26 protein-coding genes are annotated in these 26,718 nt (G+C 67.3%); 15 read left to right on the forward strand and 11 right to left on the reverse strand.

Going from position 1 to position 26,718, the window contains the following annotated elements; all coding sequences use genetic code 11:
• Window positions 1-8 precede the first annotated feature (8 nt).
• The 4 genes from NOV65_RS04295 to NOV65_RS04310 all read right to left on the reverse strand — a co-directional run bounded on the left by NOV65_RS04295 (window position 9) and on the right by NOV65_RS04310 (window position 2,911).
• Window positions 9-710, reverse strand: a complete 702-nt coding sequence (locus NOV65_RS04295; RefSeq protein ID WP_257304657.1) for a TetR/AcrR family transcriptional regulator — start codon at window positions 708-710, stop codon at window positions 9-11.
• An 80-nt stretch (window positions 711-790) separates the two neighbouring features.
• Complete coding sequence (gene miaE / locus NOV65_RS04300; RefSeq protein WP_257304658.1) at window positions 791-1,387, reverse strand: tRNA isopentenyl-2-thiomethyl-A-37 hydroxylase MiaE; 597 nt, start codon at window positions 1,385-1,387, stop codon at window positions 791-793.
• Window positions 1,384-2,232: a DMT family transporter gene (locus tag NOV65_RS04305; RefSeq protein WP_257304659.1), complete on the reverse strand. Its 849-nt coding sequence runs from the start codon at window positions 2,230-2,232 to the stop codon at window positions 1,384-1,386. Before NOV65_RS04305 ends, miaE begins: the two co-directional genes overlap by 4 nt.
• Before the next feature lie 25 nt (window positions 2,233-2,257).
• The gene (locus NOV65_RS04310; RefSeq protein ID WP_257304661.1) at window positions 2,258-2,911 is read right to left on the reverse strand and encodes a DUF2520 domain-containing protein; all 654 of its coding nucleotides are present in this window, start codon (window positions 2,909-2,911) and stop codon (window positions 2,258-2,260) included.
• 62 nt (window positions 2,912-2,973) lie between these two features.
• On the opposite strand from NOV65_RS04310, the gene NOV65_RS04315 reads away from it, so the two are divergent.
• Window positions 2,974-3,678, forward strand: coding sequence for a hypothetical protein (locus NOV65_RS04315; protein WP_257304663.1), 705 nt, complete (start codon window positions 2,974-2,976; stop codon window positions 3,676-3,678).
• On the opposite strand, the gene elbB is transcribed toward NOV65_RS04315, so the two are convergent.
• Window positions 3,675-4,352, reverse strand: coding sequence for an isoprenoid biosynthesis glyoxalase ElbB (gene elbB / locus NOV65_RS04320; RefSeq protein ID WP_257304665.1), 678 nt, complete (start codon window positions 4,350-4,352; stop codon window positions 3,675-3,677). The two genes, NOV65_RS04315 and elbB, sit on opposite strands and share 4 nt — an antisense overlap.
• A 74-nt stretch (window positions 4,353-4,426) precedes the next feature.
• Between elbB and NOV65_RS04325 the strand changes: the two genes are divergently transcribed.
• The 11 genes from NOV65_RS04325 (at window position 4,427) to dsrP (ending at window position 16,616) form a co-directional block, all read left to right on the forward strand.
• Window positions 4,427-5,584, forward strand: a complete 1,158-nt coding sequence (locus NOV65_RS04325) for a pyridoxal phosphate-dependent aminotransferase (RefSeq protein ID WP_257304666.1) — start codon at window positions 4,427-4,429, stop codon at window positions 5,582-5,584.
• A gap of 26 nt (window positions 5,585-5,610) precedes the next feature.
• A complete protein-coding gene (locus NOV65_RS04330) occupies window positions 5,611-7,641 on the forward strand; it encodes a DUF4178 domain-containing protein (protein WP_257304667.1) in 2,031 nt (676 codons plus the stop codon).
• Window positions 7,641-7,820 carry a hypothetical protein gene (locus NOV65_RS04335; RefSeq protein ID WP_243300654.1) on the forward strand — a complete coding sequence of 60 codons (180 nt, stop codon included), beginning with the start codon at window positions 7,641-7,643 and terminating at the stop codon, window positions 7,818-7,820. The genes NOV65_RS04330 and NOV65_RS04335 overlap by 1 nt, the downstream gene beginning before the upstream one ends.
• On the forward strand, window positions 7,820-8,038 hold the full coding sequence (locus NOV65_RS04340; RefSeq protein WP_257304670.1) for a DUF350 domain-containing protein: 219 nt from the start codon (window positions 7,820-7,822) through the stop codon (window positions 8,036-8,038). The genes NOV65_RS04335 and NOV65_RS04340 overlap by 1 nt, the downstream gene beginning before the upstream one ends.
• A 10-nt stretch (window positions 8,039-8,048) precedes the next feature.
• Window positions 8,049-8,408 (forward strand): GxxExxY protein, encoded by a 360-nt coding sequence (locus NOV65_RS04345; RefSeq protein ID WP_257304671.1) that lies wholly within the window; start codon window positions 8,049-8,051, stop codon window positions 8,406-8,408.
• A gap of 44 nt (window positions 8,409-8,452) precedes the next feature.
• Window positions 8,453-9,994: a polyamine aminopropyltransferase gene (locus tag NOV65_RS04350; RefSeq protein ID WP_257304673.1), complete on the forward strand. Its 1,542-nt coding sequence runs from the start codon at window positions 8,453-8,455 to the stop codon at window positions 9,992-9,994.
• Between the two features lie 10 nt (window positions 9,995-10,004).
• Entirely contained in the window at window positions 10,005-11,612 is a 1,608-nt protein-coding gene (locus NOV65_RS04355; protein ID WP_257304674.1) for an FAD-dependent oxidoreductase, read from the forward strand.
• Between the two features lie 364 nt (window positions 11,613-11,976).
• Window positions 11,977-13,779 (forward strand): DUF2339 domain-containing protein, encoded by a 1,803-nt coding sequence (locus NOV65_RS04360; protein WP_257304675.1) that lies wholly within the window; start codon window positions 11,977-11,979, stop codon window positions 13,777-13,779.
• A gap of 77 nt (window positions 13,780-13,856) precedes the next feature.
• Entirely contained in the window at window positions 13,857-14,429 is a 573-nt protein-coding gene (locus NOV65_RS04365) for a cytochrome c3 family protein (protein WP_257304677.1), read from the forward strand.
• The gene (locus NOV65_RS04370) at window positions 14,426-15,358 is read left to right on the forward strand and encodes a 4Fe-4S dicluster domain-containing protein (RefSeq protein ID WP_257304679.1); all 933 of its coding nucleotides are present in this window, start codon (window positions 14,426-14,428) and stop codon (window positions 15,356-15,358) included. The genes NOV65_RS04365 and NOV65_RS04370 overlap by 4 nt, the downstream gene beginning before the upstream one ends.
• 4 nt (window positions 15,359-15,362) lie before the next feature.
• Window positions 15,363-16,616, forward strand: a complete 1,254-nt coding sequence (dsrP, locus tag NOV65_RS04375) for a sulfate reduction electron transfer complex DsrMKJOP subunit DsrP (protein WP_257304681.1) — start codon at window positions 15,363-15,365, stop codon at window positions 16,614-16,616.
• Here the strand turns inward: dsrP and NOV65_RS04380 are convergent.
• The 6 genes from NOV65_RS04380 to NOV65_RS04405 form a co-directional block, all read right to left on the reverse strand.
• The gene (locus tag NOV65_RS04380) at window positions 16,613-17,695 is read right to left on the reverse strand and encodes an HD domain-containing phosphohydrolase (RefSeq protein WP_257304682.1); all 1,083 of its coding nucleotides are present in this window, start codon (window positions 17,693-17,695) and stop codon (window positions 16,613-16,615) included. The genes dsrP and NOV65_RS04380 overlap by 4 nt on opposite strands.
• Window positions 17,696-17,823: 128 nt before the next feature.
• Window positions 17,824-18,270 carry a hypothetical protein gene (locus NOV65_RS04385; RefSeq protein ID WP_257304683.1) on the reverse strand — a complete coding sequence of 149 codons (447 nt, stop codon included), beginning with the start codon at window positions 18,268-18,270 and terminating at the stop codon, window positions 17,824-17,826.
• Window positions 18,270-19,799 (reverse strand): glutamine-hydrolyzing GMP synthase, encoded by a 1,530-nt coding sequence (gene guaA / locus NOV65_RS04390; protein ID WP_257304685.1) that lies wholly within the window; start codon window positions 19,797-19,799, stop codon window positions 18,270-18,272. The genes NOV65_RS04385 and guaA overlap by 1 nt, the downstream gene beginning before the upstream one ends.
• Before the next feature lie 95 nt (window positions 19,800-19,894).
• On the reverse strand, window positions 19,895-21,685 hold the full coding sequence (locus tag NOV65_RS04395) for a DUF1570 domain-containing protein (protein ID WP_257304686.1): 1,791 nt from the start codon (window positions 21,683-21,685) through the stop codon (window positions 19,895-19,897).
• 52 nt (window positions 21,686-21,737) lie between these two features.
• Window positions 21,738-23,840, reverse strand: coding sequence for a glycine--tRNA ligase subunit beta (gene glyS / locus NOV65_RS04400; RefSeq protein ID WP_257304687.1), 2,103 nt, complete (start codon window positions 23,838-23,840; stop codon window positions 21,738-21,740).
• Window positions 23,837-24,751 (reverse strand): glycine--tRNA ligase subunit alpha, encoded by a 915-nt coding sequence (locus tag NOV65_RS04405; RefSeq protein WP_257304688.1) that lies wholly within the window; start codon window positions 24,749-24,751, stop codon window positions 23,837-23,839. The genes glyS and NOV65_RS04405 overlap by 4 nt, the downstream gene beginning before the upstream one ends.
• Window positions 24,752-24,809: 58 nt before the next feature.
• On the opposite strand from NOV65_RS04405, the gene NOV65_RS04410 reads away from it, so the two are divergent.
• The 3 genes from NOV65_RS04410 to NOV65_RS04420 are packed head-to-tail and all read left to right on the forward strand — an operon-like array spanning window position 24,810 to window position 26,658.
• Window positions 24,810-25,343 (forward strand): GNAT family N-acetyltransferase, encoded by a 534-nt coding sequence (locus NOV65_RS04410; RefSeq protein WP_257304690.1) that lies wholly within the window; start codon window positions 24,810-24,812, stop codon window positions 25,341-25,343.
• A gap of 50 nt (window positions 25,344-25,393) precedes the next feature.
• Window positions 25,394-26,341: a carbamate kinase gene (locus tag NOV65_RS04415; protein WP_257304692.1), complete on the forward strand. Its 948-nt coding sequence runs from the start codon at window positions 25,394-25,396 to the stop codon at window positions 26,339-26,341.
• Window positions 26,342-26,364: 23 nt separating this feature from the next.
• Entirely contained in the window at window positions 26,365-26,658 is a 294-nt protein-coding gene (locus tag NOV65_RS04420; protein ID WP_257304694.1) for a YciI family protein, read from the forward strand.
• Window positions 26,659-26,718 lie beyond the last annotated feature (60 nt).

Consider the following 26,718-nt stretch of genomic DNA (forward strand, 5'->3'; position numbering starts at 1 on the left):
CAGGCCTCTCAGCCCAGCACGCCGTGGAGCCAGCGGCGCGCCACCCAGCGCACCTCCTCCCCGGAAATCTGGTATTGCGGATCCCGGAGCTTCTCCTCGATGAGGGCGCCCACCAGGGAGGTGAACAGCAGCACCTCCTTGCGGGCCTGCTCCAGGCCGGTGCCGAAGACGTGGTTCATGTAAAGTCCCAGCGGACTCAAGCCCTTCTCCACGAGGGGCATGAGATCCCGGAAACCCGAATCCGGGGAGGGGACGGCGATGGAACGCAGGATGAAGCCAGTGAATTCCTGGCTCTCCAGGAGCAGGTCCAGGTAGGCCTGGACCAGCTTGACGCTGGCCTCGTCGATGGCCTTGGCCCCCCGGATGGGGGCGGCCAGGAAGGGCTCGACCAGGGCCTGGATGCGCACCGCCATGGCCGAGAGCGAGACGAGGCAGAGTTGGCGGAAGAGGCCCTCCTTGCTGCCGAAGTGGTAGTAGAGGGTGGGCTTCGAAACGCCCGCCTCCTCAGCCACTTCCTTCACCTGGACGCCATCGTAGCCCTTGGCCGCGAAGTGGGAGAGCGCGGACAGCAGGAGGCGGGCCTTGAGGTCCCCACCCTCGCTGAGTCGGGCCAACGCCTGGTGGAAGCTCGCGCCGGCATGGGCTCCGAGCGCGTCGGGCCCGAAGACCGGCACCATCTCTTTGAGACCATGGTCAGGAACAGTGGACATAGGCTGCCTCGGAGGACGCATCCAGGATGCCATGGCCTACCAGCGGTCAGAAGACCTAATGGCCGGCAGATTCAACAGACCTAATGGACCGCAGATCGCCAGGGCTGGGTTCGGATCGCCTCCGCCTCTCGGTCCAGCCACCAGTCCAGCCGCTGCTGGACCACCTCGCGGCCGAACCGCTCCTCCGCCAGGCTCCGGTAGGCATGGGCATGGCCGGCTTCGCAGCGTTCCAGTTCCAGCAAGAAGGCCAACCAGGGTGCGGCTCCGAGGGTCCGATGATTCGCCGCGGCACGCTCGAGAAGCCAGAGCCGTTCGCAGCTGCGGGCTTCGATGAGCGCGGCGATGAGCAGCTGGTCCAGCAGCCCCTTCGAAGCCAGGCGGTGGAGCGCCTGGGCGTAGGGGTTTCCCCGATCGGGAAGCAGGGTCCAGCCGAAGTCCTGGATGCCTTCCAGCACCCGCCGGTAGTGGTCCAGCTCCTCATCCGCCAGTCGCGCCAGCAGGCTGGAGGCGCGGGCCTGATCGCCCAGGTGCCGGGCCAGGTTCAGGGCGGTGAGTGCCGCCTTCTTTTCGCAGTGGGCGTGATCCGACAACAGGGCCTCGGGGTCGGCCAGAGCCGCCTCAGCCCAGGCGGCGGGGGTTTCGGCCCGGAGGTCCAGCGGCGGCGAGAAGGTGGTCATGGCCGGGCTCCAGAGAGGCCGTTCAGTCCGAGGGCACAGGCTATGATCGCACCACCGGCGGCCAGTCTCGGCCAGTCCACCAGGTCGCGGAACACCAAGCCCGAGGCCAGGATGGCCAGGGGGATCTTCATGTTGTTGAAGATGGCGAGGGTGCCGATGTCCGTCCGGCGGGCCCCGGCGTTGAAGAGGAAGAAGCCCAGTCCGGAGGCCACCACGCCGAGGTAGACCAGCACCATCACCTGGCGCAGATCCATGGCCAGCACCTTGGCCCAGGAGGTGGAGGGTGCGGCCATGGCCACCGCCACCACGGAGGCCCCCAGGTAAAGCAGGCCCATGAGATCCCGATCCCGCTTGCCCGAGATCGGGGCGAATCTACGGTAGAGCACCTGGCCCAGGGCGAAACACAGATTCGCCGCCTGCATCAGCAGGAAGCCCACCAGGATCCCCTTCCGGCCCAGCCCCGACCAGACGCAGATGCCCGTCCCCACCACAGCCAGGGCGGCGGTGCCCAGGAACAGCCAGGAGACCTTCCCCCGCATCAGATCAGCCGTGAGGGTCACGAACAAGGGCGTGAAAATCGTGAACAGGGCCACCTCGGAGGACTGCAGCCAACGGAAGGAGGCGATGTAGAGCAGGTACATGAGACCGAACTGCAGCGCGCCGATGCCCGCGAAAGCCAGCACCTGCCCCCGGGACAACCCCTTCACGTCCAGGAAGGGGAGGAACACCAGCGCCGCCATGAGCGTTCGGGCCGCGGTCACGAAGGGGGCCCCCAGGTCGCTCACCTTGGCGGTGAGGCCGAAGGACAGGGCCCAGATGACCGAAACGATGAGCAGCAGGGACATGGCGCTCCGCGGGTGGTTCGAGGTTTCAGTCGAGGCTCCGCCCCAGTGTCAGGAAGATCTCCCGCCAGGGTTCTGGAAGGGCTTCCGCGTCCCGGGCGATGGTGGCCTCGTCACGGCGGACGAAAGGGCCCGTCCGTCCAGCCGCGCCCAGGGTGGCCACATTGCGCAGGGTCGCCTCCGCCAGCGGCAGCAGACCCCGGCCCGGAAGGACCAGGCCCCGGGCGCGCAGCAGGGTCTCAGCCCCCAGCCACAACGAAGCCGCGTGCCCCGAGGTGAGCACCGCCGCCGCGTGGTAGAGCGGCTTCAATTCCGCCGGCAAGTCGAAGGCCAGGAAGCCCAGGTCACCGAAGGCGCGCATCAAGCGATCCGGCACCGCCCCGGTGGTGGCCAGGGGGGTGCCCGTCCAATCCCTGGCCTCGCCATCGAAGCTGGTGAGTGGATGGGCGCAGGGCACCTCTGGCAGGTGGAGGCTCCCGGCGAGGTGCACGCAGCGCCCCGGGAAGGCCGGTGCCAGCTCGGCCACCGCCCGGTCCGGGACCGCGAGGATCACCAGACCTTCCGGGCGGGCGCCATGCTCCACCAGGGCCGCCCGAGGCCCCCAGGCTGCGGCCAGCGCGCGGCCGGCTCGGCCACGGCCCAGGATGGTGAACTCGGGAGTCATGAGGATAGTGTGACGCAAAACAGTCCCCAGTCTTCAGTCCTCAATCCGGAGGCCAGACTCAATTCCCTTAGACTTTCCCCATGCCCCTTCCCCCCCCAGCCTCCTGGGCCCTGCCGCCCGAGCTTCCGTGGCCGCGGTTCCTCCGGATGTTGCGGCATCCGGAACCGCCTCGGGGGTGGTTGGAGGCGGCTGCGGAACTGCCAGAGCTGCGGAAACGCCCTCTCCTGCTGCGCTGGGTCGCCCAGCACGCCAAAGCCCCAGCCCACCTGCGTTCCGCACTCATGGCGCGCCTGCCCTGGCGGGCCCTGGCAGCGGTGTCGGTGGATCCGGCAGCGCACCCCCAGGCCCGTCAGCAGGCCACCGAGAAGCTCCAGCAGTTATGGACAGGCATGACCACGGGCGAGCGCCGCAGTCTGGCCTTGCATGCGCCCCGCCCCCTGTGGGCCCTGGTCTGGCGGGCCCCCGACAGCGGCGTGCTGGCCGCCTTCCTCCAGAATCCGAAGCTCGGCTTGGACCCACTGGTCGCGCTCATCCAGCCGCCCCTGCGCCCGCCCCAGGCCGAGGCCCTGGCGACTTCCCGCTGGCGGGAGGTGCGGCCAGTGGCGGATCAGGTTCTGCGCGCCCTGGACCGCACGCTCGCGCTGCCGGACTCAGGCCTGGCTCTGGGCCACGCGGCCCCTTGGATCAAGGCCATGGACGAGGACGCCCGCATCCTCGCCGCCAGCCGTATCCTGACTCCAGCCTTGCGGCGGATGGTGCACCCGCGGCGAGAGCGTGAGGGCTAGGCCCGCTTCAGCACTTCGGCCACGCACCGCTCGATTCCCACGAACACATCGCTCAGCCGCGCGTCATCGAACATGTAGGCAGGGGTGGTGACGAGCTTGCAGGCTTCGTCGATGACGATCGCCCGCGCGTCGGGCGTGTCCTTGTGATGCTGGCCGAGCTTCTGGACGGCGGCGGCACAGTCCGCATCGTTGCCCAGGGTCAGGTCTGTGGAAGCCTTACCGGAAAGGATCAGTGCCACCAGGGCCGGGGCGATGCAGATGGCGCCCACCGGCTTCTTCGCATCGAAGAAGGCCCGCACGAAAGCCGCCACGTCGGGTCGCACCTCGCCCTCCGCTCCCTTGAAGGCGAAGGTGCAGTGGTTCTTGGCCACACCGTAGCCGCCTGGCATCACGAGGGCGTCATAGTCCGCAGCCCTGGCCTGGGCGAGGTCCAGGCACTGGCCCACGCGGGCGATCCGGCTGGCTTCCTCCAGGATGTTGCGCCGTTCACCGGGCGCAGGCTGGCCTGTGGCGTGGTTGATCACGTGGTGCTGGTCGGCGTTGGGGGCGATGCACTGGAAGGAGGCGCCGTGCTGGTCCAGGGCCAGCAGCGTGAGCACCGCCTCCCGCACCTCAGCCCCGTCGAGATGGCCGCAACCGGCCAGCAGCACCGCGACCTTGGGGGTCTTCGCCATGGGAACCTCCTGATGGATGTGTCGATTATCCACCGAGGAACAAGCGCAGGTGGCAGTTCGTCTACCCTGGTCGAATGCGCCTGTCCTCCCGCCTTCCGCACGGTTTCGAGCCGAACGCCCTGTCAGCTTCGCTGGCGCGGCTGCGCGCGGAGGGCTGCGCGATCCTCGACCTGACTGTGTCGAACCCCACCCGCTGCGGATTCGTCTACCCCGAAGCGGAGATCCGCGTGGCGCTATCCTCACCGTCCGTGCTGGCCTACGATCCCGATCCGCAGGGATCGCGCCTCGCCCGCGAAGCCATCGCGGCCCACCACGGGCATGGCCTGCGGGCCGAGGATCTGCTGCTCACGGCCTCCACCAGCGAGGGCTACGGCCTGCTCTTCAAGCTCCTGGGCGATCCGGGCGACGAGGTGCTGGTGCCGAGCCCCAGCTACCCGCTCTTCGACTGGCTGGCGCGCCAGGAGGGCCTGCATGCCCGCTCCGTGCCTTCGTACTTCCACGAACGCTGGCACCTGGATCTGGGCGCCCTCGAATCAGCGGTGGGGCCCCGCACCCGGGCCATCGTGGTGGTGAACCCCAATAATCCCACTGGACATTTTTTGTCGAAAACGGAGTGGGCGGGCCTCACGGACCTCTGCGGCAGGCAGGGCTTGGCCCTTCTGGTGGACGAGGTCTTCGCGGACTACCCCCTGGAGCCGCCCGCCGACCGCCTGGCCACGGCCCTCCTGGAACCCGACCCACCTTGTCCGGTCTTCCTCCTGTCGGGCCTCAGCAAGGTGGCCGCGCTGCCCCAGCTCAAGCTGGGCTGGCTCGCCGCGCGCGGCCCGGGGGCAGCGGACCATCTGGAAGCACTGGCCTTCCTGGCGGACCAGTACCTGTCCGTGTCCGCGCCCGCGCAGGCCGCCGCGCCCACCCTGCTGGCCCTGGCGCCCGGCATCCGCCAGCAGGTCCGGAGGCGTCTGCAGGCCAACCTCGCGGCCTTGGACACGGCCCTGGCGCGCCATGGCCGCCTGTCCCGGTTGCCCGTCGAAGGCGGCTGGTCGGCCCTGCTGCGGCGACCCGCGGTGGATGCGGATCAGGCCTGCGCCCTTCGCCTGCTGGAAAAGGCTGCCACATTGGTGCATCCGGGTTCCTTCTTCGACCTTCCCGGCGACGGCCACCTGGTGCTGAGCCTGCTCACCCCGGAAGAAACCTTCCAGGACGGACTGACCCGCATCTTCCCCTGCCTCTGACCGACCTGCATAATCACCGGGACCCCATGAGCGCCCTCGCCTCCTGCCCCAGCTGCGCCGCCCCCCTGAGCTTCCGCCCCGGGACCATGGTGGCCGTCTGTCCGTACTGCAAGGCCCTGGCCGCCCGCCGGGACCGCGATCCCGAGCTCATCGGCAAGGTGGCCGACCTGGTGGACACCGGCTCTCCGCTGGCCCTGGGCGCCACGGGACGCTATACGGGACGCTCGTTCACGCTGGCGGGCCGCGTGCAACTGAAGCACCCCCTGGGTGGCGTCTGGGACGAGTGGTACCTGGCCCTGGACGATGGCCGGTGGGGCTGGCTGGCGGAAGCCCAGGGCCGCTTCTACCTCACCTTCACCCAGGCGCCGCATGGCCCGCTACCGGCCCCCGCCGACCTGCAACCCGGCGGCCTGGCGGATCTGGGCCCCGACGGCCTCTGGACCGTGGGCGAGGTCAGCGAGGCCGCCTTCCACAGCGCCGAGGGCGAGATCCCATGGGCCGTTGAGCCCGGCGCCACCTACCGCTACGCGGACCTGTCGGGCCGCAACGGCGCGTTTGCCACGCTCGACTATGGCGAGGATCCGCCTCTCTTCTTCCTGGGGCGGGAGATCCCCTTGGCCGATCTCGGCATCCAGGGCGGAACCCGCAAGCCGCCCAAGGTTGGCACCCAGAGCCTCAACTGCCCCAAGTGCGGCGGACCGTTGGCTCTCCGCGCGCCGGACCAGACCCTGCGTGTGGGCTGTCCCAGCTGCGGCAGCCTGCTGTCGGCGGAAGGCGGCAAGCTCGCCTTTCTCAAGAGCCTCCAGCAGCCCCGCCAGGATGTGGTGATCCCCCTGGGCGCGGAAGGCACCCTGCGCGGCGAACCTGTCATCTGCATCGGCCAGTTGCGACGCAGCTGCCACGTCGAGGGGACGGACTACCCCTGGAACGAGTACCTGCTGCTGGATAGCCGCCACGGCTTCCAGTGGCTGGTGCAGAGCGACGGTCACTGGAGCCTCGCCGTGGCCGTGGCTCCGGGCGAGGTCCCCCAGGCCCGGGATGGGCAGAAGAACCTCTGGACTCAGGGCCACACCTGGCGGCGCTTCCAGGATGTGGAGGCGGTCGTCGAAGGCGTCTGGGGCGAGTTCTACTGGACCGTGGAGCAGGGCGAGCGGGTGGAGGTGACCGAATTCGTGGCGCCGCCCCGCAGCCTCACCCGCGAGCGCCAGGCCCACCAGGGCGGGGGTGGCGAGGTCAACTGGAGCCTCTCCACCTACCTGGAACCGGAGGAGGTCTGGCAAGCCTTCAAGCTCGTAGGGGCACCGCCCGCACCCGTCGGCATCACCTCGTTCCAGCCCAATCCGCACAAGGCTGCCCTGGCGAAATCCGCCCTCTGGCTCGTGGGGGCCCTGGGCCTGCTGCTGCTCCTGGTGATGGCGGAATCCATCACCCACCGCAACACCGAGTTGTTCCACCGGCAACTGAACCTCTACGACCTGGCCCGGATCCAGCCTGAGGCCCCGGGCACCGCCCGCCAGGGCATCCCCACGCGGAGGCCACAGGCACCCTCGGGCTCTGTGATGCCCGCCCCGGCGGAACCCCAGGAACCGGTGTTCTTTTCTGATCCCATCGAGATCAAGGAAGGCCACCGCAACCTTGCGGTCACTCTCAGCGCTCCGGTAAACAACAGCTGGATCGGGCTGGAGGGCGCCCTGGTCAGCGAAACCACGGGAGTGGCGGAACTCTTCCTGGTGGAATCCAGCTGGTACCACGGCGTGGATGGCGGCGAGTCCTGGTCCGAGGGTGGCCAGGCGCAGACCGTGTTCCTGAGCGCCGTGCCACCGGGCAGCTATGTGCTGCGCCTCGCCCCCCAGTGGGATGGGAAGGTGCCGCCCGTGCGGACCATCGACGTGCGCCTCCGTCAGGGGGTCATGCGCTGGCTGTACCCCGGGCTCGCCCTCCTGGCCATTCTCCTGGTGCCCCTGCTCATGGTGTTCCGCATGGTGGCCTTCGAGAGCCGGCGCTGGCAGGAGAGCATGTACGCCCCGAACGCAGGCTCCTCCGGAGGTGATGACTGATGCGGATCCTCTACCTGCTCTTCCTCGGCGGCGGCTTCAGCCTGATGGTGGCCAATGGCTTCCTCGGCCGGGAGTTCTTCGGAAACCGGCGCCGCGCCGATCTGCCGCCCAGCGTGCGCCAGACACCCGGCGCCTACCGCACCTTCCTGCACAACAACGGATTCCACGGGGGTAAGTGATGATCACGGACCAACTGCTCCACCAGCTCCTCGTCGCCGCCATCTTCTCCATCCTGGGCCTCGTCATCCTCGGTGTGGTCTGGCTGGTGCTCGTGAAGGTCCTGCCCTTCTCCCTCCGCAAGGAGATGGAGGATGACCAGAACGTCGCCCTCGGCATTGTCCTCGGCAGCCTCATCCTGGGCATCAGCCTCATCATCGCCGCCGCGATCCATGGGTGATTTGCCACAGATGAACACGGATGAACACGGATTAGATGCCGTGTGCGAAACCATCATCGGAGCGGCGTTCAAGGTGAGCAACACGCTTGGATCGGGTTTTCTCGAGAAGGTCTACGAAAATGCCCTTGCTCATGAACTCAGGAGGTCGGGGCTTCATGTCGCCCAGCAATTTCCGGTGAAAGTCATGTACGACGGGATGGTGGCGGGGGAGTACATCGCAGACCTACTGGTCGCTGGGACTGTCATCTTCGAGTTGAAGTGCGTCAAGCACCTCGAGGACATCCACCTCGCCCAATGCCTCAACTACCTGCGCGCGACCGAGCTGCGGAGAGAATTGATCCTTAACTATTTTTCCCCAAAGTCGGTGTGAAGCGAGTTCCCCTGTGACCCATCCGTGTTCATCTGTGTTCATCCGTGGCTAATTCCGCTTCTGAGACCCCGCAATCGGAGCCGACGCTCAAGGCGCCGCTGCTCTTCATCAGTGTGCTGCTCATCGCCAGCTGCGGGCTGATCTACGAGCTGGTGGCGGGGACACTGTCGAGCTATCTGCTGGGCGATTCGGTCACGCAGTTCTCCACCGTGATCGGGGTCTACCTCAGCGCCATGGGCCTGGGCTCGTACCTGTCGAAATACCTTCAGCGGGGTCTGGCGCGGCGGTTCGTGGACCTGGAGCTGGCGGTGGCCCTGGTGGGTGGCTATTCAGCGCCCATCCTCTTCCAGGCCTTCGCCCACACCCATGCCTTCCGGGTCGTGCTCTACGGCGTGGTGATGGTCGTGGGCACGCTGGTGGGGCTGGAGATCCCCATCCTCATGCGCATCCTGAAGGACCAGGTGCGTTTCAAGGACCTGATCGCCGGCGTGCTCACCCTCGACTACATGGGCGCCCTCTTCGCCTCCATCCTCTTCCCGCTGCTCTTCATGCCGAAGCTGGGCCTGGTGCGCACAAGCCTCATCTTCGGCCTGTTGAACGCCGCGGTGGGGCTGTGGTCCACCTACCTGCTCGCCTCCCAGTTGGGCCCCACCCGGCTGATCCGCCTGCGCTGCCTCACCGTCATGGCGCTGCTGGCCGTAGGCCTGGGGTTCGCCGGGAAATTCACGGTGGCCCTCGAGGAGGAGATCTTCGCGGATGAGATCGTCTACGCCAAGGACAGCGCCTACCAGCGCATCGTACTCACCCGCGGCCGGGGCAGTTTCCAACTCTTCCTCAATGGCAACCTGCAGTTCTCCTCAGCCGACGAATACCGGTACCACGAAGCCCTGGTGCATCCCGCCTTCTCCCTGAGGCCGGAGGCGAAGCGGGTGCTCATCTGCGGTGGTGGTGACGGGCTCGCCGTGCGCGAAGTGCTGAAGCACCCGTCGGTCCAGGAAATCGTGCTGGTGGACCTGGACCCGGCCATGACGGATATGGCCCTACGCCAGCCCATGGTGCGCCAGCTCAACGGCGCCTCGCTCGAAGACCCCCGCGTAAAGGTGATCAACGCCGACGCCATGGTCTGGCTCAAGGAGACGACGAGCCCCCCCTTCGATATCGCCCTGGTGGACTTCCCCGACCCCAACACCTACGCCCTGGGGAAGCTCTACACCTCTCGTTTCTACCGGCTGCTGCAGCGCCGCCTCACCGACGACGCCATGATCGCCGTGCAGAGCACCTCCCCGCTCATGGCCCGGGAATCCTTCTGGTGCATCGCCGCCACCATGGAGGCCGCGGGCCTGAAGGTGCATCCCTATCACCTGGCGGTGCCCTCCTTTGGCGTCTGGGGCTTCGCCCTGGCGTCGAAGCGCGATTTCGAGATCCCCACCCATGTGCTCCCCGGCCTGCGCCACCTGTCGGATGAGGCCACCGCCGCCATGTTCGCCTTCCCCAAGGACATGGACCGGGTGCCCACGGAGGTGAATCGCCTGGACAACCAGGTGCTCGTCCATCTCTACGCTCGGGAGTGGCGGCGGTGGTCTTGAGTCCGTGGCCATGAAGCGCCGCGACTTCCTCGCCGCGAGCGCCCTTTCCGCGGTTCCCCTGGCCTGTCGGCGCAAGCCCGCATTCCCCTTCCCGGGCGAGCTCGTGGGACCGGACCTGGCGCTGGGCCACTGGCTGCGGGGCGGCGCCTTCGCCGAACCGGAGCATTTCGAGCCGGTCTCAGTGCTGGTGGTGGGTGGCGGGGTGGCGGGCCTCAGCGCTGCCTGGCGGCTGGCGGGGAGCGGGCTGGATGATTTCCGGGTGCTGGAGCTCGAACGGGAACCCGGCGGCACCTCTCGCTCGGGCCGCAACCATGTGAGCGCCTTCCCCTGGGCGGCCCACTACCTGCCCGTGCCCGATCGCGGCAATCACGCGGTGCTCCGCCTGCTGAAAGAATGCGGCGTGCTCGAGGGCTTCGACGCCAAGGGCGATCCCGTGTTCGCGGAAGAGGCCACGGTGCGCGCGCCGGAGGAGCGGATCTTCGCCTACGGCCAATGGTGGGAGGGCCTCTACCTGCGGGCCGGGGCCACCGCTGAGGACGAGCGTCAGTACCACGCCTTCTTCCACGAGGTGGACCGCTGGGCCGCCTTCCGCGATGCGAGGGGGCGCCCCGCCTTCAGCATTCCCCGCTCCCGCTGTTCTGATGCACCCGAGGCCCGGGCCCTGGACAGCCTCTCCTTCGCCACCTGGCTGGATGCGCGCGGTTTCTCGTCGCCCCGCCTGCGCTGGCTGCTGGACTACGCCTGCCGGGATGACTACGGCTCCCGGCTGGACACCACCAGCGCCTGGGCGGGCCTCTTCTACTTCGCGGCCCGCAAGCAGGGCCCCGGCGAGGATTCACGGCCCCTGCTCACCTGGCCCGAGGGCAATGGCTTCCTCATCAACCACCTGCGCCGGGCCAGCGGGGACCGCCTGCGCTGCGGCGTCATGGCCACCGCCATCCGCGAGGAGAAGGATGGGCTCTTCGTCACGGCCTGGGATGCGGTGAACCAGGTGCGCCTGGGCTGGAAGGCCCAGCGCGTGATCTTCGCGGGACCACAGCATGTGGCGAAGCATGTCATCGCGGGCCTGGCCGAGGCGCGTCCAGCCGCCGCCCGCATCCGCAACGCCCCCTGGATGGTGGCCAACCTCACCCTCCGGGCGCGCCCTCAGGAGCCCACCTTCCCCCTGGCCTGGGATAACGTGTTGCGGGACAGCGCGGCCCTCGGCTACGTGGTGGCCACCCACCAGAGCCTGAAAGACTACGGCCCCACCGTCTGGACCTGGTACCGGCCCTTCACGGGCCCCGACTGCGAAGCCGAGCGGGCCCACCTGCGGTCCCTGGACTGGCCGACCTGCGCCCGCATGGTATTGGACGATCTGCACTCCGCCCACCCGGACCTGGAAGGCCTGGTGGCGCGCCTCGACGTGATGCGCTGGGGCCACGCCATGGTCTGCCCGGCGCCGGGCCTGCTGTGGGATCCCACCTTCCTGGCGCTCGCCAGACCTTTCGGCCGCATCCATTTCGCCCATACAGAACTCAGCGGCTTGGCCCTCTTCGAGGAAGCCCAGGATCACGGCCTCCGAGCCGCGGAGGAAGTGCTGGCGGCCTCAGGACGCCGCGGCGAGAGCTGGCGCTAGCAGCGATTAACCCAACCCGGCGAGACGGCGAAGCAACCCGGCGGATGGAGCGGGCTCCGGATCGGGCGGCAGGCCTGGAAGCTCCGTTTGCAAGGTCAACGGAGGCCCGACTCCCCTGTGATGGCGGGCACATGCTCTCCCAGTGGCCTGGAAGGTCCCGACACTTGCAGCCAACTGTTTCTTCCCATGACCCCCGGTAGTGGCGCGATCCGGCCGGATTCACCGTGTGATAACACCATTCATTGTTTTCTTTATGAGCCATTTGGAATGATTTCATGGAACTTGACGCCCTTCGCCGGCGGGTGAGCATGGGTCTTAACCAACCCTTATTCAAATTCGGTCCCACCTCCCCGGAGGAAGGTCGATGTCCACCGCCCAGGTTCCACCCCTGAAGGCCTCGCCGGGCGAAGCCCCGCCGGTCGGGATGGAGTCCCGCCTCAGTGAACTGGTGCAGATGGTCCACGGACTGGAGGCCAGGGTCGAAGCCCTGGAGGCGACCCTCCAGGCGACCCCGGGTCGCCCGGCGCCCACCGCCTTGCCGTTTCCCCCCACCAGGCCCCGGACCGAAGAGGCGCCCCTGCTGGATCCCAGCCTGCCCAGCCCCACCCGCGTCCTCGGCCTCATCGGACGGGTCTGTCTCATCCTCGGTGGCGCCTATCTCATCCGGACCCTGGTGGATGCCGGAACGGTTCCCCATGGCGTCGGCGTGGGCCTCGGCCTCGCCTACGCCGCGACCTGGGCCATCCTGGGCCTCCGCGCCAGACGCCCGCTGGATGCCGCCTTCCGCACCCTGGCCTCGATCCTCATCGCCTATCCGCTGGTCGTCGAATCCTCCACCCACTTCGGCATCCTGGCGCCGGGGGTGGCGGCCTTCATCCTGGTCGCCGCCGCGGGACTCCATGCCGTCGTGGCCTGGCGTCGGGATCTCCACGCCGTTCTCTGGATGGCCACCCTGGCCGCGCTGGGGTCCGGTTTCATCGTGATGATGGCCCAGCGGGCCATCGAACCCTTCGCGGCGGCCTTCCTCGCGCTGGGCGCCGGGGCCCTGTGGCTCACCTACGGGCGGCGCTGGCATGGGCTCCGCTGGCCCACGGCCCTGGCCGCCGATGCCGGCGTGCTGATCCTCACCCTGCTCGCGGCCTGGCCGGGCGTTTCCCAGAGCGTCTACCGGGGGCTGTCCCAGAACCGGGCCCTGTTCCTGGCCCTGGCCCTCGCGGCGATCTACATCGGCAGCTTCGCCGTCAGGATGCTCCAGCGGCGCCGGGTGGTGAACGCCTTCGAATACATCCAGACCGCCCTGGTGCTGCTGGTGGGTTTCGGAGGCGCCGTGCGCGTCTCCCTGGCCTCCGGCTCGGGCACGGCCCTCCTCGGCGCCGGGGTCTCCCTGGCCGGCGTGGGGTGCTATGCCGCCGCCGTCCCCTTCGTGGACGACCAGGAGGAGACCCGGGCGAACTTCAACTTCTTCACGTTCCTGGCCCTGATCTTCCTCCTGCTGGGCGGTTCCTTCGTCCTGCCGCCGCCCGTGTTCGCCACCGGTTGCGGGGTCCTGGGGCTGGTGGCCATGCTGGCCGCGCTCCGCCTGCGCCGGAAGGTCCTGGTCTACCAGAGCGGCCTCTATCTGACGGCCTCGGCCCTGGCCTCCGGACTGGGTGCCTGGGCCCTCCACGTGTTCATGGATCCTGCCGGACCTACCGCCCCGCCCACGCCAGCCGGACTGGCCTGCCTGGTTGCGCTCTTCGCCACCCTGGCGGTCTTCCTGGCCCGCCGGCCGCCGGATCCCGTCACGGTTCTGATGCGTCCGGCGGTGCTGGTGATGGGAGCCCTGGCGGCAGTGGGCCTTGGAGCTCTCGGGATCTGGGCCTGCTGCGGTGGCCGGACCCCCGATCCCGGCGGCCTGGCCCTGGCCCGCACCCTCGTGCTGTCCGCCCTCGCCATCGCCCTGGCCTGGCTGGGGCGCCGGGTGCCCGTACTGGAGCTGCGCTGGATGGTCTACCCGCTCCTGGCCGTCACCACGCTCAAGTTCCTGTTCGAGGACCTAGCCCAGGGGCGCCCCCTCACCCTCTTCCTGGCCTTCATGGGCTTCGGGGCCACGCTCATCGCCGCGCCGCGCCTCCTGAGGAACCCGGCGGCCCCGGAGACCGACGAAGACGGGGAGGACGCCCCATGAGACATCACCACCATCCCGAAAACCCCAGTCCGATTCCACCGCCGCCCAGCGGCCCCGCTCCACGAAAGGAACCACCCATGCGCCTCCCGACTCTGTCCACGCTGGCGGCAGGCCTGCTGGTCCTCCTGGGACCTGCGGCCTTCGCGGACCCACCCGCCGCCAGAACCGCCCCCGCCGCCCAGGCGCAGGACACCGCCATGCCCGAAGGCATCCAGGTGCCCAAGCCTCCTTTCAGCGATGGCATCTTCCCCTGCACCTCCTGCCATGACGGCAAGAGCATGAAACCCAATTTCAAACACCGTGAGCTCAAGGACATGCATACAGACATCGTCCTGAACCACGGACCGGCCAGCAGGTGGTGCCTGGACTGCCACGATGCCAACAACCGCGACAGCCTCCACTTGGCCAGCGGCGAAAAGGTCGCTTTCACCTCCTCTTATCTGCTTTGCGGACAGTGTCACGGGGACAAGCTGCGCGACTGGCGGGTGGGTGTCCATGGCAAGCGCACCGGCAGCTGGAATGGGCCCAAGCAGTACCTGCTCTGCGTCAATTGCCACAACCCGCATACGCCGAGGTTCCAGGCGCTGAAGCCCCTGCCGCCGCCCGCCCATCCCGAACAGATCCAGGCCCGGAAAGGGGGTGTCCGATGACGGACCACAAGCCCGAATGCCCCCTCGGGGGCTGTGAGCCTTCCGCCTCCGTCGGCGGCAGCCGCCGGGAGTTCCTCGGCGCGGCCACGGCCGCGATGGCCACCGCACTCACGGGTTGCGGCACGCTCAGCAAGGAGGAGTTCCTCCAACGCAACTTCAAGGAGCTGTCGAAGGACGAGGTGCTCTCGGTCATCGACCGCCTGGAGAAGGAATACAAGGCGAAGTACGGCAAGGAGGTGAAAGTCGCCAACACCCCGCCCATCCCCGGCGTGATCTTCGGCTATGCCCTGGATCTCAGCCGCTGCATCGGCTGCCGCCGCTGCGTCCATGCCTGCGTGAAGGAGAACAACCAGTCCCGGGATCCTGAAGTGCAGTGGATCCGCGTGCTCCAGATGGACAAGGAGGAGGGCGTCAACCTCCAGCACGCCGACCAGTACTACAACCCGGAGGAGGTGCCCCAGGAAGGCCACTTCTACATGCCGGTCCAGTGCCAGCAGTGCAAGAAACCGCCCTGCACGAAGGTCTGCCCTGTGGGCGCCACCTGGCGCGACAAGGACGGCATCGTCGTCGTGGACTACAACTGGTGCATCGGCTGCCGCTACTGCATGGCCGCCTGCCCCTACGGCGCCCGCCACTTCAACTGGGGCGAGCCCCACCTGCCCGCGGACGAGGTCAATCCGAAGACGCACTACCTCGGGAACCGGCCGCGGCCCAAGGGCGTGGTGGAGAAGTGCACCTTCTGCATCCAGCGCACCCGCAATGGCCAGTACCCGGCCTGCGTGGAGATCTGCCCCACCGGTTCGCGCAAGTTCGGCAACCTCCTCGACAAGGACAGCGAGATCCGCTACGTCCTCGAGAACAAGCGCGTCTTCAAGTTCAAGGAAGACCTGAACACCCAACCCAACTTCTTCTACTTCTACGGGGTGTGAGGCCATGTTCACTTTGAAAAACTTCTCGGGGTTCTTTTCCGACACGTTCCGGCTCATCACCAAGGGCGGCCGCATCTACTACGCCTGGGTCGGCTTCCTCCTGCTCCTGATCGCCATCGGGGCCGGCGCCTACCTCGGCCAGCTCAAGGACGGGCTCATCGTCACCAGGATGCGGGACCAGGTCTCCTGGGGCTTCTACATCGGCAACTTCACCTTCCTGGTGGGTGTGGCCGCCGCCGCCATCATGCTGGTCATCCCGGCCTACATCTACGACTGGGAGCCCATCAAGGAGATCACCATCCTGGGCGAGATGCTGGCCATCAGCGCCCTCATCATGTGCCTGGGCTTCGTGATGGTGGACATCGGCCGGCCCGACCGGTTCTGGCACATCATCCCCCTGGTGGGCCGTCTCAACTGGCCCCAGTCCATGCTGGCCTGGGACGTGATCGTGCTGAACCTCTACCTGCTGCTGAACTGGTTCGTGGTCACCTACCTGCTCTTCTGCGCCTACACCGAGCGGCACTATGTGAAGAAGCTGGTGCTGCCCCTGGTGCTGCTCTCCATCCCCATGGCCGTGAGCATCCACACCGTCACGGCCTACCTCTACAACGGCCTGGCGGCGCGGCCCTTCTGGAACTCTGCCATCCTCGCGCCGCGGTTCCTGGCGTCTGCCTTCTGCTCGGGCCCCGCCATCCTGCTCATCCTGCTCCAGGTGCTGCGGAAGACCACGAAGCTCAGCATCAAGGACGAGGCCATCTTCAAGATCGCGGAACTCATGGCCTACACCATGGGCTTCAACCTCTTCCTCACCGCGGCCGAGGCATTCAAGGAGCTGTACTCGGGCACCGAGCACATGGTGTACTTCCAGTACCTGCTGTTCGGCCTCAAGGGCCACACCACCCTCGTGCCCTACGCCTGGGCCTCGATCCTCTGCGGCCTGGCGGCCTTCATCCTCTTCCTGGTACCCCGCACCCGCACCAACTGGGTGACGCTGAACATCGGCTGCGTACTGATCTACGCCAGCGTCTACATCGAGAAGGGCATGGGCCTCATCATCCCCGGCCTCACGCCCGATGTGCTGGGGGACATCTACGTCTACCGTCCCTCCTTCACGGAGATCGCCGTGGCCGCGGGCATCTTCGCCATCGGCTTCCTGGTCTTCACGCTCATGCTGAAGGCCGCGGTGCCCATGATGCTGGGCGAGTTCACGATCACCAAGGGGAGAACCCCGAAAGAGGCTCCACCCCAACAGGCCTAGATCCCTGGATCCTCGTCGCGTTCCTCATCGGGGTTCGCGGCGAGGATCGCTGCGAAGCGTTCCAGATTCGCCAGAAAGAGGTCCACCAGCTGGGGGTCGAAATGGACGCCCCGACCCCTCTGGATGAGCGCCACCACCTGGTCTTCGGGCCAGGAGTCCTTGTAGTGCCGGCGGCTGCTGGCCGCATCGAAGACATCCACCAGGGTGGTGATGCGGGCCTCGATGGGGATGGCCTTGCCCTTCAGGCCCTTCGGATAGCCCGTGCCGTCCCACTTTTCGTGGTGGCCGAAGGCAATGCGGGCTCCCATTTGGATGAACGGAACCTTGGATCCCTTCAGGATGGTGGCGCCCATGGAGGTGTGTCTCCGCATGGTGACCCATTCCTCCTCGGTGAGGGCCCCGGGTTTCTGGAGGATGGCGTCCGGCACGCCGACCTTCCCGATATCGTGCATGGGCGCGGCGGACCGGATGGTCTCGACGGCCTCCTGATCCCAGCCGAGCAGCTTTCCCATCTCCGCAGCGTAGAGGCCGATGCGGCGGACATGCGTCCCCGTCTCGTGGTCCCGGTGCTCGCTGGCGGAAATGAGCCTGAGGGCGACTTCCTCGCGCGAGGCCCGGATCTGCTCGGTCTGTTCCCGGACCTTCCGGGCCAGCTGGGCCTCACGGTCCCGGAAGGCGATCTCCAGCATGCGGCGCCGCAAGGCGGCATTCACCTGCACCACGATCTCCCGGGGCTGGAAGGGCTTCAGGATGTAGCCGAATGCCCCCTGCTGGAGGCACTCGATGGCCGTCTCCGTCGCCTCCGTGGAACTCACCATCACCACGGAGATATCGGGGATGCGGGGCTGGAGCGCCTTCACCAGATCGAGGCCCGAGGCGCCCGGCATCTGGATGTCGCTGAGGACCAGGTCAGAGGGCTCCTCCTCCAGGGCCTTGAGGGCCCCCGGCACGTCCGCAGCCACGCGGCAGCGGTAGCCAGCCTTCGTGAGGATGCGCTCGAGCGACAGGCGGATGATGGGCAGGTCATCCACGATCAGGATGCTGACCTGCTGGGGCACCACCTGGATTTCTTCGCCCATGGACCTTCCCTGATTCGATATTCACCTGCATGCATCTCGGCTGACCGTCGCAGTCGATCATCGCATGGGCGGAAAAAACCATGAAGCCTCCATGCGGGGGCCTCGGAAGGACTCGTCACTTCCCCTGTCTACCGGGCCCACTCCAGCGAATCGCGCTTCGCTGCATAGTGGGCGCCCAGACCCAGGCCGCTGGCCCGCTCGCAGAGCTCCAGGGCGGCATGGAAATCCCCCAGCTCACTGTGCGCCTGGATGCCCCGCTCGAAGCAGGTCAGCTCCTCCAGCAACCGGCGGTACTCATGGGGGAAAGCCGCCTCCAGGTCGGGCAGGTAGCCCAGGGCCGAAGCTACTGAAGCGATGCAATCCTCCCACAACCCGCACTGGGCCTGGGCATCCGCGGTCAGATCGTAGGCGATGGCCTTCACGGCATTCGGCAGGCTGGCCTGCCCCTCGAAGGTTCGGCGCAGGTACTTGAGAGCGGCTTCGGGACCGCTGAAGGCCGCCTCGCGGTGTCCCGCCCGCAGGTCCTCCAGGACATCCTTCACCGACTTGCGGACGGGCTCCTGTCGCTTGGCCACTATTCGTACTCGATCGTGGCGGGCGGCTTCGAGGTGATGTCGTAGACCACGCGATTGATGCCCTTGACCTCGCGGACGATGCGCTGGGCGATCCGATCCATCAGCTCATGCGGAAGGCGGGCCCAATCGGCCGTCATGAAATCCTCACTGGTGACCGCCCGCAAGGCGCACATCCACTCGAAGGTGCGCTCGTCGCCCATGATGCCCACGGTCTGCACGGGCAGCAGCACCGCGAAAGCCTGGCTGGTGCGGCCGTACCAGCCGCTCTCCCGCAGTTCCTGCAGGAAGATGGCGTCAGCGTTCTGCAGAATGGTGGCCCGTTCCCGGGTGATGGCGCCCGGCAGGCGCACGGCCAGGCCCGGACCCGGGAAAGGGTGCCGCTGGTTCATCTCCTCGGGGAGGCCCAAGGCCAGGCCGGTGGCCCGGACTTCATCCTTGAACAGCTCGCGGAGGGGTTCCACCAGCTTGAGCTTCATGCGCTCCGGCAGGCCGCCCACGTTGTGGTGGGACTTCACCAGGATGGCGCCGCCGATACCGCTGGATTCGATGACATCCGGATAGGTGGTGCCCTGTCCAAGGAAGTCTGCCTTCACCTTGCTGGCCTCGCGTTCGAAGACCTCGATGAACTTGCCGCCGATGATCTTCCGCTTCTGCTCGGGGTCGGTGATGTCCTTGAGCGCCCCGAGGAACTCATCCGAGGCATCCACCCAGATCACGTTGAGCTCGAAGGGCTCGAAGTAGGTTTGCACCTGCTTCATCTCGTCCTTGCGCATGAGGCCGTGATCCACGAACACGCAGGTAAGCTGCTTGCCGATGGCCTTGTGCAGCAGCAGGGCCGCCACGCTGGAATCCACGCCGCCGCTGAGGCCCAGCACCACCGTGCCCTGCCCCACCTGCCCGCGAATGGCCTTCACCTTCTCCTCGATGAAGTTGCCGGCATTCCAGTCCAGGGCCATGCCGCAGTGCTTGAGGAAGTTCAGCAGCAGGGGCGTACCCTGGGTGCTGTGGGTGACCTCCGGATGGAACTGGAGGCAGTAGATCCCGCGTTTGGGATCCTCCATGGCCGCCACGGGCACGCTGGGCGTCTTCGCCGTGACCGTAAAACCCGCCGGCGCGACCTCCACATGATCGCCGTGGCTCATCCACACCTGCTGGGCGTGGGGCAGCCCCTCGAAGAGCATGGATCCTTCAGGCATGGCCTGGATCTCGGCCTTGCCGTATTCCCGACTCGCGGAGCGGTGCAGCTGCCCGCCGAGATTCCGGGCCAGGAGCTGCTGGCCGTAGCAGATGCCGAGAATGGGCACGCCCAGGCCAAGAATGGCCGGATCCAGATCCGGCGCCCCTGGTTCCAGTACCGAATTGGGGCCACCCGACAGGATCACCCCCTTCAGATCTGCTCCTGTGATCTCCGCCGCCGTGGTCCCGCTGCTGTAGACCAGCCCGAAAGCCCCCAGCTCCCGCAGCCGCCGCGTGATGAGCCGCGTGTACTGGCTGCCGTAGTCGATGATGGCGATGCGCTCGTGGTGCATGGGTCTCCTGCGGGGGCCCCTGGGTAGCCGGACCACCCCGGAGGCCACCTCCAGTGTGCCCGATCCAACGCCGTCGTGGCGCCTCGTCGGCGCGTTCAGTGCCCGGCCTTCCTTGCCTTGAGGGCCTGCAGGAGCGACTTGAGCGAAGGTTTCTCGTACTGGCCCTTGGCCTTGGGTAGGGCCGCCTGGACCATCTGGATGGCGTCATCCAGCCGCCCTTCCAGGATGGCTATCTGAACTTGCCCGGTGAGGGCTGCCAACGAGTCGGGCAGCCAGAATTTCAAGGGCTTCGCCCCCTTGACGGCCAGGGGCGCGGAGGGGCCGAGGGCGCCACCGGGTTCTGCCGGAGATGGGGCCACTGGTCGCGCCGCGAGCTGGTCCCTGAGCTTGGCCAGGTGCTCCTGGTAGGACTGAAGCATGTCCCGCTCTCGCTGGCTCGACGCCATCTGGGCGGCCTGCCGGCCCACCTCCTCGGCCTCGCGGATCCGGCCCATGCTCATGAGGAGCGATCCGAAATTCAGACGCAGCACCAAGTCGCTGGGACTGAGCTTCACCGCCTCCAGACCTTCCTGGACGGCAGGTTCCTGCGCCTCGGGCCGTTGGGCCAGTTCGCGGCCCAAGGCCAAGTGGAGGTCCGGGAAATCGGGTTGCAAGACCAGCCCGCGCCTCAGCCAGGCCTCGACTTGCCCGGCGTCCGCCTGAGATCCCTGGGGCAGACGCGCCAGGTGGTACGGCACGCGGAAGTCCTGGCTACCCAGTTCCAGAGCACGCGCCAGGGCTCCCCGGGCCTCCTCGTATCGGCCCTGGCGAAGGCAGGCCATGCCCCAGGCGGCCTGGGTCGCGGCCTGCCCGGGCGCGAGGCCCTTCGCCTGTTCCGCCAGCGCGGCGCCGGCCTGGAGCTGGTCCGAATAAAGCAGGAATTCTGCCCGCACGGCCAGGGCCTCGGCCTCATCCACCGGACGAACCTGGAAATCCGCTCCTGTCAGGGCCACCTTCAGGGGCAGATTCCAGAAGCTGAACACCGACTTGGTGGCGTATCGGGCCACATCGTTCTCGAGCTTCTTCAGATCTCCGAACCCCGCGCGCGCCGCGGACAAGGCATCAGGCTCGCGCTCGAGGGCCTGGAGAAACCGTCCGAGCAGGCCCGCCTTCCGTGCCCCCTCGTCCAGGAACAGGTGGTGGACCAGGGCCCAGCTCTGGGCATAGAAGATGTTCGCCTTGCTGCCTTCCTGGTAGTACGGCGAATCCCGGGTGACGGTGAGCAGCCCTTCCAGGGGCATGCGCACACCCTGGAGAGTCCGGAGATGGCCCAGGGGCACGCGACCGAGAAAGACGTCCTTGGTGCGGACCTGCGTGGCGCCATAGAAATCGGCGATGCCCTCGTCGAACCAGGCCGGCAGCTCTGGGAAGTTCTGGTGCACCACGCAATGGGTGTACTCGTGGAAGACGACAAAGAAGGGCTGGTCGTCCTGCAGGTTCACGTCCATCCGCACCAGGGCGTAGTTCCGCTCCTGCCCTTGCCAGAAGAGCCCGCCGGGGCGCTTCGGATCCTTTCCTTCGAACTGCCGCGGCACGAACCGGCGCATGGATTCCGCGTCCCGTGAGACCAGGATGATCATGGGCCTGTGGAGGTCCACCTGGAGGCCCGGAAGCACCACCGAGAACACGGAGCGCATGGCCTCGAAACCCCGGAGGACCTCCCGCGCCTCCGCCTCGCTCGCCTCGCTGTAGGCGATGAAATGCGGGGACCGAACCTCCAGCCAGGTCTCCTTGCGGGCCGCCCGCAGGGCGGGCCCCGCCACTGCTAGAAGCACCAGCAGTGAGCAGGCGAGCCATCGCCTCGAAGCCATCCGGACGGCCGGGACCTGCGCTTTGCGAATCGTCATGGAGCCACCAACCTTCATAGGGAGAGTTGGCTGATGGTACCTCGACCGGAACCTACTGCCAGAGGCTGAAATCCGCCACGCGCAGGAAAGCCTGACGGAGACGGTGGAGGAGGCTGAGGCGGGCGGCGCGGAGGGCCGGGTCCTCGCACTTCACCATGACGGCGTTGAAGAAGGCTTCCAGGGGTCCGGCAAGATTCGCCAGCGCGTGGAGCAGCGAAGCCTGGTCGGGTGCAAGCTCCAACTTCATCAGGCATGCCGCCAGCACCTTCTCCACGGGCTGCGCCAGCAGACTGTCATCGAAGTCAGTCGAGGGGGCTTCGTCCTTCAGGATGTTCCCGATGCGCTTGGCGCTCTGGGCCAGGGAGGCGAAGCGGGTATCCTCGGCAAAGGCAGACAGAGCCTCACAGCGAGCCTTCAGGTCCACCAGGTCCTCCCAGCCCGCGGCCAGGGCGGACCGGCGCACGGAGCCGGCGTATCCGGCCAATTCCAGCTGATAGGCCACACGGTCCCTGAAGAAGTCCATGAGGGCTTCGTTGGTTTCGGCCGTGGGCTTGGTGGCTTTCGCGCCGACGACGCGGAGGGCCGCCGCGATGAGATCGGCGGGAGGAAAAGCCCAGCCACGCTCCCACAAGATGCGCACGATGCCCTGGCCGGCGCGACGCAAAGCAAGGGGATCCTTGGAACCGCTGGGGATGAGCCCCACGGCGAAGCAGCCCGCCACGGTGTCCAGCTTGTCGCAGAGGGACAGCAGGCAGCCCAGGGGCGTGCCGGGGATGGCGTCGTCGGCACCGACAGGCCGGTAGTGCTCCTTCACGGCCATCCAGACTTCCTCGTGCGCACCTTCGTGCCTGAGGTACTCGCCGCCCATGATGCCCTGCAGCTCCGGGAACTCGCCGACCATGAGGGTGCGCAGGTCGCACTTGGCCATGCGGGCGGCTTCCAGGGCCCGGTCGATGTGATCGGTGTCATCCGACATCCGGGAGGCGAAGTGCTTCACCAGCGCCACCACCCGGCCGGTCTTGTCGTGATAGCTGCCCAGCTCCCGCTGGAACGTGAGCGCCATGAGCTTTTCCAGCCGGTCGGACAGCGGGTGTTTGCGGTCCTCCGCGAAGAAGAACCGCGCGTCGTAGAGCCGGGCCTTCAGCACCCACTCGTTGCCGGCCTTCACGAAGCCAGCGGGGTCGTCGGTGCGGTTGGCGGCTGTGAGGAAACAGGGCAGCAAGGCACCATCCGGCCCCTCGATGCAGAAGCTCTTCTGGTGCTCGCGCAGGCTGGTGACCAGCACCTCCTTGGGCAGCTCCAGGAAATCCGCCGGGAAGTCGCCTCGCACGATCTTGGGAAACTCCACGATCTCGGCCAGCGTGTCCAGCAGCTCCGCATCGGCCACCACGCGGCCCTTCACCTCGGCGGCGAGTGTCTCCAGCTGCTGGGCGATGCGTGTCCGGCGGGCCTCCACGCTGACCGCGACACCAGCGGTCTCCAGCGCTGACTCATAGACTCCCGGCGTGGCGATCACCACAGGAGCGGGATGCTCGCGGTGGTAGAGCCGATGGCCCCAGGTGGTGTTCGTGGCGGTCACACCATCTACCGTGATGGGCACGACCTGATCCCCGAAGAGGCACAGGATGTTGCGGATGGGGCGCACGAACTCGAACTCTGAGTTGCCCCAGCGCATGGCCTTGGGCACGTGCAGCCCGGCGATGAGCCCTGGTAGCGCCTCAGCCAGCAGGTCCACCGTGGGACGGCCCTGCTTCGTGAGCGTCACCACTGCGCAGGGTTCCTTCTTCCCTGCCGGCTGCTCGAAACGCACGGCGCTGAAATCCATGCCCCACTTCTCCGCGAACTTCAGGCCCTGGATGGTGGGCTTGCCATCCTCCCCCACGCACATGCGCTGGGGTGGGCCGACCTGGGTCTCGGTCTGGTCGGGTTGGACGGCTGGCAGTCCCACCAAGCGCCACGCGAGTTTGCGAGGTGAATACAGCCCGGTCGAATTATCGATCGCGTTCTTCCGGTAGTTGGCGCTATCCCCCGTGGGGAACCATGCCTCCAACTTGTCTTCGAGAAGGTGGACGAAGTTCTCCCACAGCGGTGTGAGGAACCGCGCCGGGATCTCCTCGCAGTGCAGTTCCATCAGGAAGGTCCTGGTCGCGCTCACTTCGCACCCACCTTCCCGTTGTCCTCGGCAGGTACGGCCGCGCCCTCCTGATGCTCCAGGTAGGCCCGGGCGCAGGCGCAAGCCAGATCGCGCACGCGCTTGATGATGCCGGGGCGCTCGGTGGTGCTCACGGCGCCGCGGGCGTCGAGCACGTTGAAGGTGTGGCTCATCTTGAGGGCCTGCTCATAGGCGCTGAGGAAGTGGCCTTGATCCTTGAGCAGACGCCAACCCTCCTTCTCGAAGGCGTCGAAGAGGGTGCGGTGCAGGTCGATGTCCGCGTGCTCGAAGCTGTACGCGCTCAGCTCGAACTCCTCGCGCTGGCGCATCTGGCCGTAGGTGACGGGGAAGATGCCATCGTCCGTCTTCACCTCGCCATGCACCAGGTCGAAGATGTTGTCGTAGCCGCCCAGGAACATGCAGATGCGCTCGATGCCGTAGGTCAGCTCGGCGCTCACGGGCCGGCAGTCCAGGCCGCCCACCTGCTGGAAGTAGGTGAACTGGCTGATCTCCATGCCGTCCAGCACCACCTGCCAGCCCACGCCCCAGGCGCCCAGGGAAGGCGACTCCCAGTTGTCCTCCTCGAAGCGGAGGTCGTGCTTGGTGAGGTCGATGCCCAGGGCCTCCAGGCTTTCGATGTAGAGGTCCTGCACCTTGGCGGGGCTGGGCTTGAGGATCACCTGGAACTGGAGGTGCTTGTAGACGCGGAAGGGGTTCTCGCCGTAGCGGCCATCCGCCGGGCGCCGGGAAGGTTCTACGTACGCCACGTTCCAGGGCTTGCTCCCGAGGGCCCCGAAGAAGGTCAGCGGGTTCATGGTGCCCGCGCCCTTTTCCAGATCGTAGGGCTGGCCGATGAGACAGCCCCGGTCGGCCCAGAACCGCTGGAGGCGGAGGATCAGTTCCTGGATGTGCATGGAGGCTCGCCAAAACGAGTATTCTAGCGGGTTTTCGGCCTCTTGATAAGCTGGCGGGATGCGGATCCGGACTGCCCTGCCCACTGACGCCCAGGCCTTGGCGGCCCTGGGGGAGCGACTCTGGCGCGAGACCTATGCCGGTCTCATTCCCGCCTCCAACCTGGAGTTGCACTTGGCGGGGACCTTCGGGGCAAGGCAGCAGGCCGCGGAATTGGCCGATCCCGACTGCCACACCCTGGTGCTCGAACGCGCCGGCGCCCTGCTGGGCTATGCCCTGCTTCAGGCCTGCAGGCCGGAGTCGGCCACGGCCTCTTTTCACTTCGTCAACCCGCTTGAAGTGGCCCGGTTCTACGTGGATGCCACGCTGCATGGCCGGGGCGCCGCTCAGGAGCTGATGGCCGCTGTTCTGGATCATGCCGCCACGGCAGGCCACGATGGCGTCTGGCTCCAGGTCTGGGAACAGAATGCCCGCGCCATCCGGTTCTACGCCAAGGCCGGGTTCACCGATGCCGGGGAGGCCATCTTCCGCGTGGGTGAGCAGGTGGATCGGGACCGGCTGCTGGTGCACGGGTTGATGGTTCGTCCACTGTGATGGCCGTCAGCCCTACACCTTGCTAGAATCCCCGTTTCCCGGGGCACTGCATGACCCGAAAGATCGCACTCCTGGCCATTGGTGGAAACGCGCTTCTAAAAGAGAAGGAGCGCGGGCTCCAGGAGGAGCAGTTGGAGAACGCCCGGGAGACGGCGGAGATGCTGGCGCGGGTGGTGGCCGAGGGCTACGCGCTCTGCGTGGTGCACGGCAACGGGCCCCAGGTGGGCAACCTGCTCATCCAGCAGGAAGCCGGGTCCGGCCAGATCCCGCCCTACAGCCTGGACATCTGCGGCGCCATGACCCAAGGCTCCATGGGCTACATGCTGGAGCGCATGCTCATCAACCGGCTGCGCTTCATGGGCCTGGATGCGCCGGTGACATCCGTCCTCACCGAGGTGGTGGTGGACAAGGAGGACAAGGGCTTCCAGGACCCGACGAAACCGGTGGGTCCCTTCTATCCCGAGTTCCGCGCCTTGGAGCTGATGCGGTCCAAGCGCTGGAAGATGAAGGAGGACTCGGGCCGCGGCTGGCGCAAGGTGGTGCCCTCGCCCAAGCCCATCGAGATCGTCCAGCTCGACGCCATCAAGACCCTGCTCCAGTCCGGCAGCTCGGTCATCGCCGGCGGCGGCGGTGGCATCCCGGTGATCCGCGATGCCAGCGGCTTCCTGGTCGGCGTGGAGGCCGTCATCGACAAGGACCGCCTCAGCGCCCTGCTGGCGGCCCAGTTGGGAGCCGACCTCTTCATCATCCTCACGGGTGTGGCCAAGGTGGCCCTCGACTTCGGCAAGCCCTCCCAGCGCTGGGTAGACCGCATCACGGCGAGTGAAGCCCGGAAGCACCTGGCCGATGGCCAGTTCCCGCCCGGCAGCATGGGCCCCAAGATCGAAAGCGCCCTGGCCTATCTCGAAGGCGGCGGCCACGAAGTGCTCATCACCACCGCCGAGGCCCTGGCCACCGAGGACCCCGCCACCGTGGGCACCCGCATCGTGCGAGACTGAGGGTTCTCCAGAGGAAGCTCCAGATGTACGCCCTCATCCTCGTTCGCTACCGCCGCCCACTCACCGAGGTGGAGACCGTCACCGGGGCCCACCGCGCCTACCTCGACACCCTGAAGAAGCAGGGCATCCTCCTGGCCTCGGGCCCTCTGGATCCGCGCTTCGGCGGCGCCTGGCTCGTGCGGGTTCAGGACGAGAATCCCCTGGCGGACCTGGACACCCTGCGCGATGGTGATCCCTTCTACCAGGCTGGCCTCGCCAACTACGAACTCCTGCCTTGGAACGTGATGGCCGGCAAGGACGGGCTGGATCGGATGTGATCCGGGGCTCAGGGGGCCTCCAGGCGGACGCTCCCCTGGCCTGGCTGGAAGACATCATGT

Origin of the sequence: Geothrix campi (assembly GCF_024609265.1) — a bacterium.
Lineage (GTDB): Bacteria > Acidobacteriota > Holophagae > Holophagales > Holophagaceae > Geothrix > Geothrix campi.